We start from the raw sequence: 16,844 nt of genomic DNA on the forward strand, positions 1-16,844 counted from the left end.
CGTCGCACAGCCGACCGCATGTCGAACCCGCCGAGCGCGCTGGCGGCGCTGATGGAGGCCCTGCGCTGCCTGCCCGGTGTCGGCCCGAAAAGTGCGCAGCGGATGGCCTATCACCTGCTGCAGCACGACCGTGACGGTGCCAGGCGGCTCGGGGCCGGGCTCGAACGTGCGCTGTCGGACGTCCACCACTGCGAACTGTGCAACGACTTCAGCGACACGTCGCTGTGCCCGCTGTGCGCGTCGCCGCGGCGCGACGAGACCAAGCTGTGCATCGTCGAGATGCCTGCCGATGTCCTGATGGTCGAACAGGCACGCTGCTTTGCCGGACGCTATTTCGTGCTGATGGGCCGGCTGTCGCCGCTCGACGGGATGGGGCCTGCAGAACTCGACCTCGACCGCCTGGCGGCGCGTGCGCTCGACGGCAAGGTCAGCGAGGTCATACTGGCGATGAATTACACCGTCGAGGGCGAGGCCACGGCCCACTACCTCGGTGAACTGCTCGGCGCGCGTGGCCTTTCCTGCACGCGGATCGCACGCGGCATCCCGGTCGGCGGCGAACTCGAGCATGTCGACAGCGGCACACTGGCACAGGCGATACATGAGCGCAAAAGGGTCTAGGTCACGCAATACACGCGGCGCAAGCGGGCCGCGGCCCGGTCCGCGCAGCGGCGGCCCGAAGAAGCCGGGCAGTCGGGGTGGGCCGTCGCGCATCCCCGGCCGAAGTGCGCGGGCGGGTTTCCGTGCGGCACCCACGATCGGTCCGGGCGGTGGGCGGCGTCCCCGGCCAGTCGGAGTCGCCGAGGGGCGCGACGCAGGTCCGGGCGCGCAGGATGCCCGTGAAGGCCGGCAGGGTGCCGGAGCCGGGCGGTCGGGCATGGCGGGGCCCGGCAAGCGGCGGCCCGCGCGTTCCGGCGGCAAGGCGCGCACGCCGTTCCGGCCGCCCCAGAAGAAGTCGGGCAGGCATGCCGACGAGGCGGGCGCACGCGGGGTCGGAGCCCCTGCTGCGGGCGGTTTCCGGCGGGCGCTGGCGGGTGATGACTGGCCGGACGCAGGCGCTGGCGCCGGCGCATATCCGCCCGCGTTCATCCCGCCCGACTTCGACCGGCCGGAGCGGGTGCCGGCGGGGCCCACGCAGAAGCTGCAGAAAGTGCTCGCCGATGCAGGTATCGGGTCGCGCCGCGCCATGGAAACCCTGATCGGGCGCGGGGCGGTGACGGTCAACGGCCGGCCGGCGACGATCGGCACGCGCGTGGCCATCGGCGATGGCAGCCACCCGGGCGACGTGATCGCCATCGACGGCCGGCGCATCCGCGCTCGCGCCGGCGAACTGCCGAAGGTGCTGCTCTACCACAAGCCCGAGGGCGAGATCGTTTCGCACGACGATCCGGCGGGGCGTGCGTCGGTGTTCGATGCGCTGCCGCGCCTGCGCAGCGGCAAGTGGCTGTCGGTCGGTCGCCTCGACTTCAATACCAGCGGCCTGCTGATCTTCACCGACTCGGGCGATTTCGCGAATGCGCTGATGCATCCGCGCTTCGGCAACGACCGCGAGTACGCGGTGCGCGTCCTCGGCGCGTTGACGCCGGAGCAACTGGGGCAGTTGACCGCGGGCGTCGAACTGGCGGACGGCCTGGCACGGTTCGAATCGATCCATGACGGCGGCGGCGATGGCGCGAACCGCTGGTACCGCGTGGTCGTGACCGAAGGACGTAACCGGCTGGTGCGCCGGCTGTTCGAAGCCAGTCGGTTGACGGTGAGCAGGCTGATGCGGGTGCGCTTCGGTCCGATCGAACTGCCGTCGAAGCTCAAGCGCGGCCAGTTCCTGTCCCTGACCGACGAGGAAGTGGCGGCGATCCAGGCGCGCCTCGAGCGCGATGCGGACAACGAAGCTGCGACACCGGCGGCCCCGGCGCGTCCGCAGGGCCGGGCGCGCATGCGCGCCAGCGACGACAGCCTGCCGCGGCTGGCCGTGCCCGAGGGCCGGCCGGGTCGCAAACGCCTCGATCGACGCATTCCGCGTACGGGTGCATCGACCGGGTCGGGGCCTGCTAACCGCCGGGAAGCGTCGGCGCCCCGAGGTCCTCGCGCGCCAGCAGGCAGACCGAAGACACCTGGGCGGTCGTCTCGATCCAGATGAACGGCAGTTGCGGAAACGCTGCCTCCAGCGCAACCCGGCTGTGGCCGACTTCCATCACCAGCCTGCCACCTGGTGCCAGGTGGCGCGCCGCCTCGGCGAGGATCGTGCGCACCAGGTCGAGACCATCCGTACCGCCCGCCAGCGCGCCGACCGGCTCGTGTCGATACTCGACGGGCAGCGCTGCCATGGCCGCTGCATCGACATAAGGCGGGTTGGTGAGTATCAGATCGTAGGTCCTGTCACCGAGCGGCCGGTACAGGTCGCCTTCGAACAGGGACAGGCGCTCCGCCAGTCCGTAGTCGTCGACGTTCATCCGGGCCACGGCCAGTGCATCCGGGCTCAGTTCGACCGCATCGACCTCGGCCTCGGGAAAGCGAAGCGCCGCCGCAATAGCGAGGCAGGCCGAGCCAGTGCACAGGTCGAGCACGCGCCGGACGCGGTCGTCGTCGATGCCCACGGGGGCCAGGTCTTCCCGCAGTACCTCGGCGATGTACGAGCGGGGCACGATCACCCGTGTATCCACCCGGAAGCGGAGCTCGCCGAGCCAGGCCTCGCCAGTCAGGTAGGCGGCCGGTATCCGCTCATCGATGCGACGGCGCAGGATGTCGGCGAGCGCCTGTCGTTCTTCCTGTAGCAGGCGGGCGTCGAGGAAGGGCTCGAGCAGGTCGAGCGGCAGGCCGAGCGTGCGCTGGCACAGATAGACGGCTTCGTCCCAGGCGTTCGCGCTGCCATGGCCAAAGAAGACGTTCGCCTTTTCGAAGCGGGTGACCGCGAAACGGATGAAGTCGCGCAGCGTCGACAGTTGCAGCACTGCTGCGGCGAACGGATCCGCCGTGGTGTCGCCGGTTCCGGGGGGCGTGGCCTTGGGTGGCATTCGCGGCTTCAGTACAGTTGCGCCTGGATCCGCGCCGGCAGTTCGCGATCGTAGGCGGCTGCGTCGATGGTGCCCCGGCTGATGTCGCCGATCATCGTACCGGTGCTGGGCAGGGCGGAACGCTCGATGCGCGCGGCGGGGTCCCACAGCTTCGACCGTACCAGCGCTTTCGAGCACTGGTAGTAGACAGTGTCGACTGCGACCACCAGCACCGAACGCGGTACCTTGCCGTCTACCGCGAACGTGTCGAGCAGCGCCGGATCCACCGAGATCACCGCCCGTCCGTTGACCCGTAGCGTCTCGCCGACGCCGGGGATAAGGAACAGCAGGGCGATACGCGGGTCGGCGAGGAGGTTGCGCAGCGTGTCCAGCCTGTTGTTGCCCCTGCGGTCGGGCAGCATCAGGGTACGGTCGTCGACCACGCGCACGAAGCCCGGTGCGTCGCCGCGCGGGGAGTTGTCCAGCCCGCCCGGTCCGCTGGTCGCGACCGATACGAATGGCGCGGCCTCGATGAATCGCCGGTAATGCGGGTGGATGTACGGCAGTTCTTTCGCCACGGCCGCACCGACCGGCTCGCCGTAGCAGGCGAGCAGGGTGTCGAGGTCACGGATCAGGTGCGGGGTGTCTGCCATCGCTGGCACCGGCGCGGCTGTGTCGGACGTCATGGTGCGAGCAACCGATCGAGCATGCCTTCGTAGATTGCGGCGAGCAGCGCGGGCGTCTCTACCGAGACCCGCTCGTCGACCGCATGGGCGGTGGCGTTACGCGCCCCGAATTCGATCAGTTCTCCGCAGATGTCCTTGATGAAGCGCCCGTCCGACGTGCCGCCTGTGGTCGATACTTCCGGCTGGCGGCCGGTCACCGCCTGGATGGACTTCACCGCCACATCGACGAGCCGGCCCCGACCCGTATGGAAGGGTTCGCCGCCGAGGGTCCAGTGCAGGTCGAACGCCAGTCCATGACGGTGCAGGATCGACTCCAGGCGTTCGCGCAGCGAGGCTGCGGTGCTGGTGGGCGCGAACCTGAAATTGAACTGTATCTCGACGCTCCCCGGGATGATGTTGCCGGCGCCAGTGCCGGCGTGGATGTTCGAGACCTGCCAGGCGGTCGGCTGGAAATCCTCGTTGCCCTCGTCCCAGCGGGTGGCGGTGAGTTCGGCCAGGGCCGGTGCCATCAGGTGCACCGGGTTCGCGGCCAGGTGCGGATAGGCGATATGCCCCTGTTTGCCCTTGATCACCAGCTTGCCGGACAGCGAGCCGCGGCGACCGTTCTTCAGCATGTCGCCCACGGCGTCGACGGAAGTCGGTTCGCCGATCACGCAGAAATCGAGGTGTTCGCCGCGGGCACGCAGGTGCTCGACGACGCGTACGGAGCCATCAACCGCCGGCCCCTCCTCGTCGGAAGTCAGCAGGAAGGCAATCGAGCCCGCAGGCTCGGGATGGCGGGCGAGGAATCGCTCGCAGGCCACGACCATCGCTGCGATCGCGCACTTCATGTCGCAGGCGCCGCGACCGACCAGTTCGCCGTCGACCACCGACGGTTCGAACGGGGGCGTACGCCATGCCCCGAGAGGACCGGTGGGTACCACGTCGGTGTGCCCTGCAAAGCAGAACAGCGGACCGGTAGTGCCGCGCCGAGCCCAGAGGTTATTCACATCTCCCCAGGCCAGGGGTTCGACGCTGAACCCGGCGGCTGCAAGGCGACCGGCCAGCAGCGACTGGCAGCCGGCATCGTCAGGAGTGACCGAGGCGCGGGCGATCAGTTCGCGCGACAGTTCGAAGGCGGGGTGTGCAAGGGATGCCGCGCTCATCAGACGCCGTCCATGTTGAACTTGAAGCTGCCGAGGTCGGTGCCTTCGGTACGCACTGGCACCTTCGACCGCGTAGCTGGCGTCCAGCCGGGTGCCGGCGCGGCCGGCTGGACGCCGTCACGCCCCGGCGCGGCGGCTTTCTCTCGCGCATTGTTGATAAGCCATGACAGATTGGTCGGGGAATCGGAGTGGGCGAGCGCCTCTTCCTGGGTGACAAGGCCGGACGAGAAGTGCTCGAACAGCGATCGCTCGAAGGTCTGTGATCCGGGCGTCATGCTCTGTTCCATCATGTCGCGGACCTGGTCGAAGTCGCCCTTGCGGATCAGTTCCTGGATCGACAACGTGTTCATCAGCACCTCGATCGCCGGCACCAGCGAGCCGTCCCCGGTCTTCAGCAGCCGCTGCGAGATCACCGCACGCAGCGTCATCGACAGATCCATGAGGAGCGAGGCACGCGTCTCGTGCGAGAAGAACGTCACGATCCGGTTGAGCGCATGGTAGCTGTTGTTGGCGTGCAGCGTCGCGATGCAGAGATGGCCGGTCTGGGCATAGGCAATCGCGTGCTGGAGGGTGTCCCGGTCGCGGATCTCGCCGATCACCAGCACGTCCGGGGCCTCGCGCATGGCACTGACCAGTGCATGGCCGTACGACAGGGTGTCCACCCCAACTTCGCGCTGGTTGATGATGCTCTTCTTGTGACTGAAGTTGAACTCGATCGGATCCTCGATGGTGAGGATATGCCCGCCGCGCGACTGGTTCCGGTAGTCGATCATCGCCGCGAGCGTACTCGACTTGCCCGCGCCGGTCGCCCCGACGATCAGCACCAGGCCGCGCTTCTCCAGGGCCAGTTCGCCGAGCGACGCCGGCAGTCGCAGGTCGGTGAGCGAAGGGATCTGGTTCTTCACATGCCGGATCACCATGCCGACCATGCTGCGCTGCTTGAACACGTTCACCCGGAAGCTGCCCACGTCCTTCAGGGCGTAGGAGAAGTTCATCTCGAGGGTTTCCTCGAAGGTCTTCGCCTGCGCCTCGGACATGATCTCCCAGGCGATCCGGCGCACGGTTTCCGCGTCCAGCACCTGACCGTTGATCGGCATCACGTTGCCGCGGATCTTGATGTAGATGGGCGCTTCGGCCGTGAAGAACAGGTCGGAGGCCTGTTTCTCTGCCATCAGGTGGAGCAGGGGGGTCAGGAACATGGGAGCATCGCCGCGGGCGCCTCGGGTTCATGGCCGCCGCATGGGGCGGCGGAATCGGAACAGACGTCGCGGCAGGTCAGTCCGCCTTGCGCCTGAGCAGCGACCGGAGGCTTCCGAAGATCGATTTCGGCGGATTGTCCTCGGGGGGATCGTCGACGACCGGCGGTTCGGGCTCCGGCGCTTCCCAGGCCGGCTGGATCCGCGGCGGACTGCGCATCGGCTGCTGGTGCTTGCCCATCGAGCGGAACCGGTTCGGCTTGCCGATCAGCAGCTTCACGAGTTCCTCGATGAGCGCGCTGTCGATCTCGTCCAGCTCGTATGTGTACGACACCTCGCCGAGCTTCTCGAGGTTGCGCGTGACGATCAGCAGGTGCCCGCGGTCCGCCAGGCCAGAGATCGTGATGGATATCGGCACTTCCGGTTCGACGACGAATATCCCGGTCTGCACATAGCCACGTTCGCTGCGGGTTTCGCTCAGGTCGAACTTCAGCGAGTTGCCCCAGAGAAACTCGCGCATCCGCGTGACCAGCGCGTCGGAGTCCTTCTCGAACTTCAGCTTTCCGGTGCCGACGCAACGCGTGCGGAGGATGACTTCCTCGAAGAAATCGGCGTGGTCGATCGACTTGCGCTTCGCGAAGACAGCGTAATCGCCCTGGCGCAGGTCTTCGAGGACGTTGGACGGCTCGACGTAGTAGTACCGGATCACCTCCGGTCGAAGGGTGTTCAGCGAGGTCGCGAGCTCGGTGAGTTGCGCATAGATCACCTTCAGCCGTTCGTGGATCTCGCGGAAGTAATGATCGTGCAGCGCCGAACCTGACTGCTGCCGCTTGCGCAGTACTTCAGCCTGATTCTTGAGGTCGTCGAGCAGCGACATGTCAGTGAGGAGACCGAACGAAGATTGCGATCAACAGGATTGTGCCAACCCCGGTCAGGTTTGCAAAGCGGATTGCAAGGTCCATGCCGGGGCGGTGCGGCACCCCGGCACCGGGCATGACGTTCAGACGCCGCGCAACAGTTCGTTGATGCTGGTCTTGGCCCTGGTCTGAGCGTCGACGCGTTTCACGATGACCGCGCAGTAAAGGCTGTGGCTGCCATCGGGAGCCGGCAGCGAGCCCGGCACGACGACCGAACCTGCCGGAATCCGGCCATAGGTGACGGTTTTCGTCTCCCGGTCGAAGATCCGGGTACTCTGGCTGACGAAGACGCCCATCGACAGCACCGACCCTTCCTCGACGATCACGCCCTCGACCACCTCCGAGCGTGCGCCGATGAAACAGTTGTCTTCGATGATCGTCGGATTCGCCTGGAGCGGTTCCAGTACGCCGCCGATGCCTACCCCGCCTGACAGATGGACGTTACGGCCGATCTGCGCGCAGGACCCGACGGTGGCCCAGGTATCGACCATCGTGCCGTCGCCGACATGGGCTCCGATGTTCACGAACGAAGGCATCACAACCACGTTCTTCCCCAGGTAGGCACCGCGCCGCACGGTCGCCGCCGGAACCACCCGGAAGCCACCGTCGGCGAAGGCCTTCGCATCGTAGCCAGCGAACTTCGAGTCGACCTTGTCGTAGAACTTCATCGCCCCGGCGTCCATCACCACGTTGTCCTGCAGCCGGAAGGACAGCAGCACAGCCTTCTTCACCCACTGGTGTACGACCCATTCGGATCCGGTCTTTTCGGCTACGCGCAACGTACCGTCGTCCAGGCCTGCGAGCACCTGGTCGACCGCATCGGCGACCTTCCGGTCGGAGCCGGGAGACAACTCCGTCCGGCGCTCCCAGGCGGTTTCGATCAGGCTTTGAAGTTCGGCGTTCGACATCGTGGCTCCGGAAATCTCTCGGTGGATGGAAGGGCAGTGGCGGTCGGGGGAAGGGCGGCCGGACGTCAGCGGTTTCGTACGAATGCGGCCAGCCGGGTGGCGGCCTCGACGCATTCGGCTACCGGTGCGACAAGCGCGGCCCGGACACGGCCGAGGCCTGGATTGATGCCGTGCGCTTCGCGCGCGAGGTAGCTGCCGGGCAGCACGGTGACGGCCTGGTCAAGGTAGAGATCGCGTGCGAAATCGGTATCGGCGCCCGGCGTCTCGAGCCACAGGTAGAAGCCGCCGTCCGGGCGCTGTACCGGCATCGCCGGGGCCAGCACCTCGATCACGGCATCGAATTTCTCGCGGTACATGCGTCGGTTCTCGACCACGTGCGACTCGTCGTTCCACGCGGCGATGCTGGCAGCCTGCACGGTCGGGCTCATGGCGCAGCCATGATAGGTGCGGTACAGCAGGAAGCGCTCGATGATCGTGGCATCGCCGGCGATCAGACCCGAGCGCATGCCGGGACAGTTGGAGCGCTTCGACAGGCTGCCGAGCACGACCAGCCGCGGGAAGTCGGTGCGCCCGAGCGCCACCGCCGCGCCCAGCCCGCCGAGCGGCGGCGCTGCGTCATCGAAGAAGATCTCTGAATAGCACTCGTCGGACACGATCACGAAACCGTGGCGGTCGGACAGCGCGAACAACGCGCGCCAGTCGTCCAGCGTCAGCACTGCCCCGGCCGGATTGCCGGGCGAGCAGACGAAGAGCAGTTGAGTCCGGCTCCAGGTGTCCTCCGACAGTTGTCCGAGGTCGAGACGGAAGCCGTTGTCCTGCGTCTGATTGAGGAAGGCCGCGCGGGCACCGGCCAGCAGCGTGGCACCTTCGTAGATCTGGTAGAACGGATTCGGCGACACCACCAGTGGCGAAGCCCGCGTCCGGTCGACGATCGTCTGGGCGATCGCGAACAGTGCCTCCCGCGAGCCGTTGACCGGCAGCACCTGTGTCTTCCAGTCCAGCCCGGGCAGCCCGTGGCGCATCACGAGCCAGTCGGCCATCGAGCGACGCAGCGCCTCCGAGCCGGCCGTGGCCGGGTAGGTCGCCAGGCCGTCCAGGTTCGCGGTGATGGCTGCGCGGATGCGCTCCGGTGTCGGATGCTTCGGTTCGCCGATGCCCAGACTGATCGGGCGCAGGGCCGGGTTCGGCACGACGCTGCCGAACAGACTGGCGAGGCGCTGGAATGGATACGGTTGGAGCAGATCCAGATCGGGATTCAAGTCGGGCGGTGGCCGGGCGGCCGGCAGGCGGTCGCCCGGCCCTTGGAAGGGCGAGGCGCGAGTATATCGCCGGGGCGGCCGGCGGCTGCTGCCGATGCGCTCAGGTACGGTTCACGCCGCGCCGAAATCTCCGTGCGCGCGGCGGATTGCCCTGCGATGCAGGATGAACACACAGCGTTCATAGGCATCGCGCGTCGCCTCCGGCATCGGGGCCAGCGTCGCAAGCACGCGGACCGCAGCCGCGCCGGGCGCTGCCACCGGCGCATCCGGATGACGGGCTAGCGTGGCCGGCAGGCACGCGGTGACCGGGTGCCCGGTGGCCACCCGCACCTCGACCACCACCACCGTACCGTCGGGGGGCGGCACGGGTTCGTCCCATTCGACAGAGCCGGCGGTGAAGCGGGCATCGCAGTACAGAAATTCACTGCGTCCGCCGTCGGACGCGGCCGGATCGATCGCGGCCGACAGGCGGTCGAGGGTCACCAGCAGCAGGTCGATCTTCGCTTCGACACGGTCCGGCGGCAGCCCGTCAGGCGCCGCACCCTCCGCGTCCAGGCAGGCGGCCAGTGCCCGGACGCTCGCGGCACATTCGGCGTGCAGCTGCGCCGCGCCCGCGCGCCCGCCGATGCGCCAGCGCAGGGCCACCGCAGCGGTGGCCGACAGCGATGCGTGCTCAGGTGCGTCCTCGCGCATCGTCGACTGCGGCGTCAGCCGCGCACGCTCTGCTGCGAGTCGAGCGCTTCGAGCACGACCGGCACCGGCGGTTTCCACCCGGCCTTGCGATGTTCGGCGACCACCGTCGTGAAGACCCCGCCGCGGACGAAGAATTTCGCCTTGAGCCGCATGAAGCGCGGGCGGGTCGCGCGCACGAGGTCGTCGAGGATACGGTGCGTCACCGCTTCATGGAACGCGCCCTGGTCACGGTACGACCAGACATAGAGCTTGAGGCTCTTGAGTTCGACGCACAGCCGGTCCGGGACGTAGTCGAGTACCAGCGTCGCGAAGTCGGGCTGGCCGGTCTTCGGGCACAGGCAGGTGAACTCCGGGATTTCCATGTGTACGCGCAGGTCGCGCGAGGGCGCCGGGTTCGGGAAGGTCTCGAGGTCGCGGGACGGTCCCGCGACAGGGGCGGGACGGGCATCGGCGGCAGGGCCGCCGGCACTCTTGGATCGTGCGGGCATGAGGGATTCTGCGGGAGTGGCGGGATGGGCGGCGGGCGTCGGCCTGCGGTAGTTGAGTATAGCGGCGGGCGCTCCGGGTGCCCGCGCGGGGGCGGCTGGCCAATCCGGAAGGCGGGGCTGGAGCCAGCGCTGCCGAGGCGGTATTCTGACGGCCCGCGCGCGAAGGGCCGGCTGCAGATCGGACGGCGCACCGGGATTCCATGGAGGAGTGCCACATGAATCGGTTTCGCCTGTCCGTACTAACCGTCGCGGCCTGCCTGCCGCTGTCAGCCTGGGGCGCGGATGACCCGTTCCCGGTACGGCCGGTGACCATCGTCAACCCGAACGCGCCGGGCGGCTTCGTCGATATCGTCGCGCGCGGCCTGGCGGCCTCGATGCAACGGCAATGGCGCCAGCCGGTGCTGGTGGTGAACCGGCCGGGTGCCGCCTCGGCGGTGGGCACGATGGCGGTAGCCAACGCCACCCCGGACGGATACACCCTGCTGCTGCAGTCGCCCGCGTTCGCGGCGATCCCGGCGATCGACGAGGTGTTCCAGCGCGCGCCGGGCTACCAGTTGTCGCAGTTCGTACCACTGGCGCAGATCACCGCCGACCCGGCGATGCTGCTGGTTAATCCGTCGTTGCCGGTACGCACCGTGAAGGAGTTCGTGGCACTGGCCAAGGCCAGGCCGGCGGACTTCCTTGTCTCCTCGTCGGGCACCTACGGCACCACGCACCTGCCGATCGCGATCCTCGAGCAGGCCGCCGGTATCAAGCTGCGCCACGTTCCGTATACCGGCGGTGCGCCTGCAATCGCGGCGGTGGTCGGTGGCCATGCGACCGCGGTCGCCTCGGCGCCGAGCGTGGCCATGCCGCAGGTGAAGGGCGGCCGGGTGCGCGCGATCGCCCAGTGGGGCGGGGCGCGGATCCCTGCCTTCCCGGACGTGCCGACCTTCCGCGAAAGCGGCATCGACATCGAGTTCACCCTCTGGACCGCGCTGTTCGCGCCGGCGAAGACGCCGCCCTCGACCCTCAAGATCCTGCAGGACGCGGTACGTGCGTCGGCGCAGGACGAAGAGTTCCGCAATGCGATGGCCCGCTCGCTGTCGACGGTTGCCTACATGGAGGGCGCCGAGTACGCGGCTGCGTGGCAGCGCGAGGTGAAGCGGATCCAGGCTTCGGTACGGTTCATCGGCCGCACCGACGAGTGAACGGCCGCGGGTCAGGTGCTGCGGCCGCTGGTGGCATCGACCGCGACGCCGCCGGCGATGTCGGTGGCCGCCTCGTCGCCGGAGAAGATCAGCTCGATCTCGGCGCCGTCGGGATCGCGGAAGAACACTTGAACCAGATTGCGGTCGGGCACCGCGAAGGACTGGTTGCGGATGCCCAGCCGGTCGAGCGTCGCGCGAGTGGCCGCGAGGCCCGAGGCGCGGAACGCCACGTGATCGTAGGCGTCGCGCTTGCTCGAATCGGGCACCCGGGCGGTGGAGATGTGCAGGATCGCGTGGTCGCCGAGGTACATCCAGGCGCCCGGCCGGCCGAAGGGCGGGCGGGCGCCGTCGCGCAGGCCGACCACCTCGGCGTAGAACCGCCGCGCCCGATCGAGATCGGCGGTACAGATATTGTAGTGGTCCAGTGCTTCGATCGGCATGTCGCTGATCCTCGAAAGGCGAGCAACGCAGTGTCCGACGATCGATCCCGACGGTCAAGCCGCCTGCCGGGTTGCCTTCGGCTAAACTCACGGGTTACTCCCATCAGACCGTCGAAGCTACCTAAGTGCGCCTGACCGAAATACGCCTGTCCGGATTCAAGTCGTTCGTCGATCCCACGCAGATCCGCCTGCCCGGGCAGATCGTCGGCGTGGTCGGCCCGAACGGCTGCGGCAAGTCGAACGTGATCGACGCAACCCGCTGGGTGCTCGGCGAATCTTCCGCGCGCCACCTGCGCGGCGAGACCATGCAGGACGTGATCTTCGCCGGCTCGGCCACCCGCAAGCCGGCGAACCGTGCGAGCGTCGAACTCGTGTTCGACAACAGCCTCGGCAAGGCCGGCGGGCAGTGGGCGAGCTATGCCGAATTGTCGATCAAGCGGGTGCTCGAGCGGGACGGCGACTCGGCCTACTACATCAACAACCAGCATGTGCGTCGGCGCGATGTTGCCGACGTTTTCCTCGGCACCGGTCTCGGCGGCCGCGGCTACGCGATCATCGAGCAAGGCACCATTTCGCGCATCATCGATGCCAAGCCGGAGGAACTGCGCGTCTTCCTTGAAGAGGCTGCCGGGGTGTCGCGCTATCGGGAGCGCCGCCGCGAGACCGAGAACCGGCTTTCCGACGCGCGCCAGAACCTGGCGCGCGTGGATGACATCCGGCTCGAGCTGGAGCGGCAGATCGAGCGGCTCACCTCGCAGGCCGCAGTCGCCGCACAGTTCCAGCAGCTTACGACCGAACTCACGTCGGCGCAGGACCTGCTCTGGTACCTGCGCCGCAGCGAGGCGAGCGCTTTGCGCGAGCGCCAGCAGCGCGAAGTCGAGCGGCTGTCGATCGAACTCGAGACCGAGACCGCGCGACTGCGCGAGGTCGAGAAGCGTCTCGCCGCGACGCGCGACGAGCAGCAGCTCGCCAACGATGCCACGCGCGTGGCGCAGGGCGAACTGTACGAGTCGAACGCGGAAGTGGCCCGCCTCGAACAGCAGCTCGCCCACCTGCGCGATACGCGCTCGCGCGTCGAGAGCCAACTGGTGCAGGCGCGCGCGCGCCTCGAGCAGACTGGCGAGCGCCGCGATGGTCTGATTGCCAGTCTCGCCCAATGGCAGGGCGATGCGAAGTCGCTCGAGGCTCAGGCGGACACTGCGCGCGCCAACGCCGAGCACGAATCCGCACTGCTGCCGCAGTCGGAGGCGGCGGCACGCGATGCCCATGCACGCGTGCGCGAGGCAGAGCGCGCGCTGGCGCAGGCCGAGCAGCTCTGGCAGGTCGAAGAGACCCGCCGCGGTTCGTCCCAGCGGCTGGCCGAACAGCTTGGCCAGCGGGCTCAGCGGCTGGCGGCCGAGCGCGCCGGGCTGCAGCCGCCCGATCGCGAGGCACTGGCGGCGATGCAGGAAGCCGTGGCGGCGCTCGGTGCCCAGCTCGCCGAGATGCGGGCCGGCGCTTCGTCGGCCGAGCAGACGCTGGCGCAGGGCGAGATCGCCGCGCGCGAGGCGCAGTCGGCCGTCGACGGGGCGAACCGCGAACTTACCAGGGTGCAGGCGCGGCGCGATGCCCTGGAGCAATTGCAGAGTCGGTTGGCCAATGCACAGGCCACGCGCGACTGGGCGGCCCGGCACGGGCTGGCCAATGCGCGTCGCCTCTGGCAGGGGCTGCGCATAGAGGAGGGCTGGGAAAATGCGCTCGAAGCGGTGCTGCGTGAGCGTCTGAATGCATTCGCGGTCGAGCGCATCGATGCCGGTGCGGGCTGGCTGGGCGACATGCCGGGCGCCAAGGTCGCGGTGTACGAGCTTTCCGCTGGCGCTGCCACTACCGGGTCACTTGGCGTGCTCGGCCGTCCGCTGCGCGAACTGGTGAGCTGCGAGGATGCGCGTACCGAGCCGGTGCTGGGCGACTGGCTGAGCCAGGTCTTTATCGCGGCGACCCTCGACGAGGGCATGCGGCTGCGCGAGCGGTTGCCCGCCGGCGCGATGATGGTTACCCGCGAAGGTCATCTGCTCAGCCGCTCCAGTGTCGTGTTCTACGCCCCCGATTCCGAAGTGCATGGCGTGCTGGCCCGCCAGCGCGAGATCGAGGCGCTGGCGGCGCAGATCGAGACGATGTCCGGTCAGTTGTCGGATGCGCGTGGCCGCCACATCGAGGCCACCGAAGGGGTGGCGCGTGCGCGCCGTGACCTCGCCGACAAGCGCCGGCTGGCCGATGAACTGCGGCAGAACCAGCACGCTTCGCAGATGCATCTGGTGCGCCAGACCGAACAGGCCGACCGCGTCGAGCAGCGCATCGCGCAGATCGACCGCGAGTCGACCGAGATCGAGACCGAGCGCGCGGCCGAGGTCACTCGCCTGGCCGAAACCGACCAGAACCTGCAACGCTTTGCCGAGCAGCTGCAGTCGATCGGCGCCCAACTCGCTACCACGCGCTCGGACGCAGGCCGGGCGCAGGGGCAGCTGTCGCGGGCGCGCGACTCTGCGCAGCAGGCGACCCAGGCGGTGCAGCAGCTGCGCTACCGCATGGAGTCCGCGCAGTCGAGGATCCGGGACGGCGAGAACGCGGTGGCCGTCAGCGAACGCGAACTGGCCGGGCTCGTCGCTGAAGTCGATCGGCTGGCGGCCGAGGCGCAGCAGTTCGAAGAAGCACCGATCGTCGAAGCCTTGCAGGCCGCCCTCTCGGCCCGTGAAGTGCGCGAGGCCGCGATGTCGGCTGCGCGCAACACCTTGTCAGGGCTCGAATCGCAGCTGCGCAGCATCGACGAGGAGCGCCTGACTTCCGAGCAGAAGCACGAGCCGCTGCGCAATGCGATCGGCGAGGCGAAGCTGAAGGAGCAGGAGGCGCGGCTTACCGAGGAACAGTTCGCCGCCAAGCTGGTCGAGTCGGGCGCCGACGAGGCCGCGCTGGCGGCGCGGGCCGAGGACGGGCCGCGCCCGCGGACGCTGGCCGGCGAGATCAATCGCCTGCAGGCCGAGATCAACGCGCTCGGTGCGGTGAACCTGGCAGCGCTCGAGGAACTCGGTGGGGCGACCGAGAAGAAGAACGCCCTCGACGCGCAGGCAGCCGACCTGAACGAGGCGATCGGCACGCTCGAGACCGCGATCCGGCGCATCGACAAGGAAACCCGCGAGCGCCTGATGGCGACCTTCGCCGAGGCCAATGGTCACCTCGCCAGGATGTTCCCGGCGCTGTTCGGTGGCGGCCATGCCGAACTGGTGCTCACCGGCGAAGAGATCCTCGACAGTGGCGTCCAGATCTTCGCCCGCCCACCGGGCAAGAAGAATGCGTCGATCCAGCTCCTGTCCGGCGGTGAGAAGGCGCTGACCGCGATGTCGCTGGTTTTTTCGCTGTTCCAGCTCAATCCCGCCCCGTTCTGCCTGCTCGACGAGGTCGATGCGCCGCTCGACGACACGAACACCGAACGCTTCCGCAACCTGCTCACCAAGATGTCCGAGCACACCCAGTTCCTGTTCATCTCGCACAACAAGATCACGATGGAAGGTGCACACCAGCTCGTCGGGGTGACGATGCAGGAGCAGGGCGTATCGCGGGTGGTGACCGTCGACATGGAGCAGGCGATGCGTCTCACCGAAGATCAGGCAGCGTGACCGATACCGATGACTGATCTGCAGGGAGCACTGATCGTCCTCGGCGTGCTCGCCGTAGTGGCGGTCGCGATCTACAATCAATGGCAGGAGCGCCAGTTCCGCCGCAAGTCGGACGCGTTGCTGCCGGATGCTCAGGACGATGCGCTGCTGCCCGGCGACCACCCGCGCGAATCCGGCGTATCCGGTCGTGTCGAAGCGGTCGACGCGCGCGACGACCCGCCCATGATCGAGCCGGCGGTTCAGCCCGGCCATCGCCTCGATGAGCGGCGCGAACCCATCCTCGGTGCGTTTGCCACCGCTGTGCACGAGCGGGCGGAGCCGGGCTTTGACCCGGGCGCCGATGGCGCACGCCCATCGCTGGACGCGGGACCGTCCGCACCGGCCGCCTCCGGTGCCAGTGCGCCTGCGGTGCACACCGGCACGCGCCGCGTCGATCCGCGGGCTGAGCCTGCCACCGGCCTCGAGGGACCGGCCGGACTCTGGTATCCCATTGTGTTCCGGTTGCCGGCGATCGTCGATGCGGCCGCGCTGGCGGTGATCCGTTCCGACGTGTCGGGCGAGCGTCGGCTTTCCGACTGGCTCGATCCGGACCTGCTCGCCATCGCCAGCGCGGACGGCGACGAGGTCGGCGAGCAGGCGACCATCGACCGTATCCTGCGCATCCAGGTGGTGGATCCGCGCGGTCCTGCGTCCACGGCCGAACTGCAGGTGTTTGTCTCGAATGCCCATCGGGCGGCCGCCAGCGTTGGCGGGCAGGTCACGGCCCCCGACCCCGCGACCAGCGCAGCCCAGGCGGGCGCGTTGTACGAGTTCTGCAACTCGGTCGATGTCGCCATCGGGTTGAACGTCGCGGCGTCCAGCGGCGGGTTTGCCGGAACGAAGCTGCGTGGACTGATCGAGGCGGCGGGCTTCCGGGCGCTGCCCGACCACACCTACGTGCTGGCCGACGATGCGGGCAATACGCTGTGCACGCTGACCGATGGCAATGGCGGTGGCCTCGATCCGCAGGCCCTGCGCAGCCAGGCGGTGCGCGCGATCTCGCTGCTGCTCGACGTGCCGCGTGCGCCCGGTACGGTCGCGCAGTTCGAGCGCATGGCGACCCAGGCCCGACAGTTCGCGCAGGCGCTGTCGGGCAGCGTAATCGACGACTCCGGGCGCGTGCTCGACGAGGCGAGCATCGGCCGCATCCGCGTGCAGTTGGCATCGATGCTCAAGGCGATGCGGGCACGGGGCATCGAGCCCGGGGACGCGATCGCGCGTCGCATCTTCGGCTAGGCTCGTGGCC

Annotated in this window: 15 protein-coding genes; 5 read left to right on the plus strand and 10 right to left on the minus strand. The window is 68.5% G+C overall.

The window, feature by feature from the left end; all coding sequences use genetic code 11:
- The first annotated feature begins 18 nt into the window (after nt 1–18).
- Together recR and ING98_14760 are read left to right on the plus strand one after the other, a co-directional pair.
- Entirely contained in the window at nt 19–618 is a 600-nt protein-coding gene (recR, locus tag ING98_14755) for a recombination protein RecR (protein MCA3103122.1), read from the plus strand.
- Nucleotides 566–2,134 (plus strand): pseudouridine synthase, encoded by a 1,569-nt coding sequence (locus ING98_14760; protein ID MCA3103123.1) that lies wholly within the window; start codon nt 566–568, stop codon nt 2,132–2,134. Before recR ends, ING98_14760 begins: the two co-directional genes overlap by 53 nt.
- On the opposite strand, the gene prmB is transcribed toward ING98_14760, so the two are convergent.
- The 9 genes from prmB to queF all read right to left on the minus strand — a co-directional run bounded on the left by prmB (nt 2,046) and on the right by queF (nt 10,279).
- Nucleotides 2,046–3,008, minus strand: coding sequence for a 50S ribosomal protein L3 N(5)-glutamine methyltransferase (gene prmB / locus ING98_14765; GenBank protein ID MCA3103124.1), 963 nt, complete (start codon nt 3,006–3,008; stop codon nt 2,046–2,048). The genes ING98_14760 and prmB overlap by 89 nt on opposite strands.
- Nucleotides 3,009–3,016: 8 nt before the next feature.
- Nucleotides 3,017–3,640 (minus strand): pyridoxamine 5'-phosphate oxidase family protein, encoded by a 624-nt coding sequence (locus ING98_14770; GenBank protein MCA3103125.1) that lies wholly within the window; start codon nt 3,638–3,640, stop codon nt 3,017–3,019.
- A gap of 29 nt (nt 3,641–3,669) precedes the next feature.
- Nucleotides 3,670–4,818: a succinyl-diaminopimelate desuccinylase gene (gene dapE, locus ING98_14775; protein MCA3103126.1), complete on the minus strand. Its 1,149-nt coding sequence runs from the start codon at nt 4,816–4,818 to the stop codon at nt 3,670–3,672.
- On the minus strand, nt 4,818–6,017 hold the full coding sequence (locus ING98_14780; GenBank protein MCA3103127.1) for a PilT/PilU family type 4a pilus ATPase: 1,200 nt from the start codon (nt 6,015–6,017) through the stop codon (nt 4,818–4,820). Before ING98_14780 ends, dapE begins: the two co-directional genes overlap by 1 nt.
- A 76-nt stretch (nt 6,018–6,093) precedes the next feature.
- Nucleotides 6,094–6,891 carry a hypothetical protein gene (locus tag ING98_14785; GenBank protein ID MCA3103128.1) on the minus strand — a complete coding sequence of 266 codons (798 nt, stop codon included), beginning with the start codon at nt 6,889–6,891 and terminating at the stop codon, nt 6,094–6,096.
- Nucleotides 6,892–7,014: 123 nt separating this feature from the next.
- Nucleotides 7,015–7,839 (minus strand): 2,3,4,5-tetrahydropyridine-2,6-dicarboxylate N-succinyltransferase, encoded by an 825-nt coding sequence (dapD, locus tag ING98_14790; protein MCA3103129.1) that lies wholly within the window; start codon nt 7,837–7,839, stop codon nt 7,015–7,017.
- 65 nt (nt 7,840–7,904) lie between these two features.
- Nucleotides 7,905–9,098 carry a succinyldiaminopimelate transaminase gene (locus ING98_14795; protein ID MCA3103130.1) on the minus strand — a complete coding sequence of 398 codons (1,194 nt, stop codon included), beginning with the start codon at nt 9,096–9,098 and terminating at the stop codon, nt 7,905–7,907.
- 111 nt (nt 9,099–9,209) lie between these two features.
- Nucleotides 9,210–9,791 (minus strand): hypothetical protein, encoded by a 582-nt coding sequence (locus ING98_14800; protein ID MCA3103131.1) that lies wholly within the window; start codon nt 9,789–9,791, stop codon nt 9,210–9,212.
- 14 nt (nt 9,792–9,805) lie between these two features.
- Nucleotides 9,806–10,279, minus strand: a complete 474-nt coding sequence (gene queF, locus ING98_14805) for an NADPH-dependent 7-cyano-7-deazaguanine reductase QueF (GenBank protein MCA3103132.1) — start codon at nt 10,277–10,279, stop codon at nt 9,806–9,808.
- A gap of 215 nt (nt 10,280–10,494) precedes the next feature.
- Here queF and ING98_14810 point away from each other — a divergent pair, with 215 nt between their 5' ends.
- Nucleotides 10,495–11,469, plus strand: coding sequence for a tripartite tricarboxylate transporter substrate binding protein (locus tag ING98_14810; GenBank protein ID MCA3103133.1), 975 nt, complete (start codon nt 10,495–10,497; stop codon nt 11,467–11,469).
- Nucleotides 11,470–11,480: 11 nt separating this feature from the next.
- On the opposite strand, the gene ING98_14815 is transcribed toward ING98_14810, so the two are convergent.
- Nucleotides 11,481–11,909 carry a VOC family protein gene (locus ING98_14815; GenBank protein MCA3103134.1) on the minus strand — a complete coding sequence of 143 codons (429 nt, stop codon included), beginning with the start codon at nt 11,907–11,909 and terminating at the stop codon, nt 11,481–11,483.
- Between the two features lie 125 nt (nt 11,910–12,034).
- Here ING98_14815 and smc point away from each other — a divergent pair, with 125 nt between their 5' ends.
- Nucleotides 12,035–15,559: a chromosome segregation protein SMC gene (gene smc / locus ING98_14820; protein MCA3103135.1), complete on the plus strand. Its 3,525-nt coding sequence runs from the start codon at nt 12,035–12,037 to the stop codon at nt 15,557–15,559.
- Between the two features lie 9 nt (nt 15,560–15,568).
- A complete protein-coding gene (locus ING98_14825) occupies nt 15,569–16,834 on the plus strand; it encodes a hypothetical protein (GenBank protein ID MCA3103136.1) in 1,266 nt (421 codons plus the stop codon).
- Nucleotides 16,835–16,844: the final 10 nt, after the last annotated feature.

This window comes from Rhodocyclaceae bacterium (genome assembly GCA_020248265.1).
Classification (GTDB): Bacteria; Pseudomonadota; Gammaproteobacteria; order Burkholderiales; family CAIKXV01; genus CAIKXV01.